Raw genomic sequence first — 2,391 nt, 5'->3', positions numbered from 1 at the left:
ACCGCTTCATGATGCTGCTGACCGATTCGCCCAGCATCCGCGACGTGATCCTGTTTCCCGCCCTGCGGCGCGAAGGCTGAAGCCATGTCCGCCAAGATGCCGTTCTACCGGCTCGTGGCTGCCCGCCACGGCCGTTTCTTCGTCAATCCCAACGATCTGTACATCGGCCAAAGCCTGCGGCTCTACGGCGAATGGTCGGAGGCGGAGATCCGGCTCTTCGATCAAATGGTGCTGCCGGGCGACACGGTGCTGGAAGCCGGCGCCAACATCGGCTCTCACACGCTCTGGTTCTCGCAGCGCGTGGGCTCCGCGGGCACGGTATACGCCTTCGAGCCCGCGCGGCATACCTTCCAGTTGCTGTGCGCCAATCTGGTGGCCAACGACTGCCTGAACGTGCGGGCTGTGCAGCAGGCGGTGGGCTCTGTACCGGGGCGGGTCGAGTTCCCGCTGCCCGATCCCGGGCAGCCTTTCAATTTCGGTGGCGCATCTGCGAAGAAGCCTTGGGCAGGAGCCACCGAGACCGTTGCCCTGACTTCCATCGACGCCCTCGCACTCGATCGCCTTGATCTGCTCAAAGCCGATGTGGAGGGCTTCGAGGTCGAGGTACTGGAAGGCGCGACGCAGACCCTTGCACGCTGCCGTCCGGCCGTCTACGTGGAAATCAACACCCAGGAAGTGCGCAATGCCGTCGTGGCGCTGCTGGAGCCGCAAGGCTACGTCTGCTGGTACTACATCACGCCGATGTTCTGGGCCTCCAACTGGCTGGGGCGCAGCGACGACATCTTCAACGACTATTCCTTCGACATGCTGTGCCTGCCGGAGGAGCGCTTCGAGGTGAGCAGCATGTCCCGTGCCGGCGTCGACGACGGCGTGATGCGCTATCTGCCCACGCAGCGCGTCTGGGCGACCCACCCTTGGGATCAGGCCCGCGTCAGTCGCCGGGCTTGCTGAATTCCACCGGCGGCGCGATGCGATCGACCGGTCCGAACTGGGTCGACAACTCGGTCACCAGCGCCTGCAGCGCCTCGTCCGACATGCTCTGAATGGCATCGGCGTGCCGGATGTTATCGCTGTCGCGGGTGGATTGAATCCATTCGCTGCGAGACGCGGTATCGTGGTGCAGATGGATCAGCGGCGGGGTGAAGGAATGCCAACGCACACCCAGCCGCGTGGCCCGGTTCAGCAGTTCGTCGTCTTCGCCGCCCCAGCCTTCCAGGCGTTCGTTGTAGCCGCCCACGCGAAGGTAGTCCTGACGCTTGAACAGCACCACGCCACCGTTGGCCGAGGCATACAGCAATGCGGCTTCCGGCGGCAACGCCGCGGGATCGAGCGAATGCAGCGCGCCGACATCTCCTGTCTCCAGGAAACGCTGCCTGAGCGAGCCCTCGACATTGACGACCGGCCAGTAGGGACAGATGGCGTCGGACGTTGCGCCGTGCAGCAGTCCATTCACCGCACCCGCCAGCGCCGTTGGCATGGCAACGGAATCGGCGTCGTGCAGGCAGACGACGGGGCTGTTCGCCAGCCGCACGCCCATGTTGCACAGACGCGCCTTGGGAAACGGCCCGTCGTGGTGAACGAAGACATGGCGGACCGAAGCATCCCCGATGCGCGCCCACTCGAAATGCGGGCGTGCATCCGCCTCCATGAGCCAGATGCGGCAGTCGCTGTAGGTGGCCACCAGATGACGCAGCACGCCATAGAGGTTGTCGCGGCGCTCTGCCGACGCCTCCCTGTAGGGCACGACCAGATCGATGTGCTGAAGCGACAACCTGTTCGCTGTGTTCATTCCAGGCCTCTTCGCGGCATCAACTGCCGCCGCCGGATCTCGCTATCGGCGGCTGGCGCCCATTCGCCGGATGCCGTCCTCCTGTCCATGTCGTCCAGAAAGCGGTCCAGCACCCCACCCTCGGCCGGGCTCTGGTTGCACAGAAGAACCAGGTCGCAGCCGGCCTCCAGCGCGGCGCAGGCGGCCTCGGCGAAACTCAGGACGCGCCCTTCGATGTAGCGGCCGGCCTCCATGCTCAGGTCGTCGCTGAAGATCGCGCCCTCGAAGCCGAGCCGGCCACGCAGGATGTCCTTCAGCCACCGGCACGAGAACCCCGCCGGCCGCGTATCGACCCTGGGGTAGATCACGTGCGCCGGCATCACGGCGCCCAGCGTGTCGCTCAGCCACTCGAACGGCTTCGCGTCTTCCGCCAGGATGGCCTTGAGGCTGCGCCGGTCGACGGGGATCGCCACGTGCGAATCGGCCTGGACGTACCCGTGGCCGGGAAAGTGCTTGCCGCAGCAGGACATGCCGGCGCGCAGCATGCCGTGCATCACGCTCTTGGCCAGCAGCGTCACCACGCGCGGGTCGCGGTGGAAGCTGCGGTCGCCGATGACGCTGCT

At 66.0% G+C, this 2,391-nt stretch carries 3 protein-coding genes; 1 reads left to right on the top strand and 2 read right to left on the bottom strand.

Translation table 11 applies throughout. The features are described from left to right. Nucleotides 1–84: 84 nt before the first annotated feature. The gene (locus ACIY1X_RS11790; RefSeq protein WP_051953450.1) at nucleotides 85–951 is read left to right on the top strand and encodes an FkbM family methyltransferase; all 867 of its coding nucleotides are present in this window, start codon (nucleotides 85–87) and stop codon (nucleotides 949–951) included. Here the strand turns inward: ACIY1X_RS11790 and ACIY1X_RS11785 are convergent. Together ACIY1X_RS11785 and nagZ are read right to left on the bottom strand one after the other, a co-directional pair. Then, a complete protein-coding gene (locus ACIY1X_RS11785) occupies nucleotides 932–1,789 on the bottom strand; it encodes a galactosyltransferase-related protein (RefSeq protein WP_399680734.1) in 858 nt (285 codons plus the stop codon). The genes ACIY1X_RS11790 and ACIY1X_RS11785 overlap by 20 nt on opposite strands. Continuing rightward, nucleotides 1,786–2,391: beta-N-acetylhexosaminidase (gene nagZ / locus ACIY1X_RS11780; protein ID WP_399680733.1), on the bottom strand; the 606-nt coding region annotated here is incomplete at its 5' end. The genes nagZ and ACIY1X_RS11785, both read right to left, overlap by 4 nt.

The organism is Xenophilus sp. (assembly GCF_044462705.1).
Taxonomy (GTDB): domain Bacteria; phylum Pseudomonadota; class Gammaproteobacteria; order Burkholderiales; family Burkholderiaceae_C; genus Xenophilus; species Xenophilus azovorans.
This window is presented reverse-complemented; position numbering and strand designations above follow the sequence as displayed.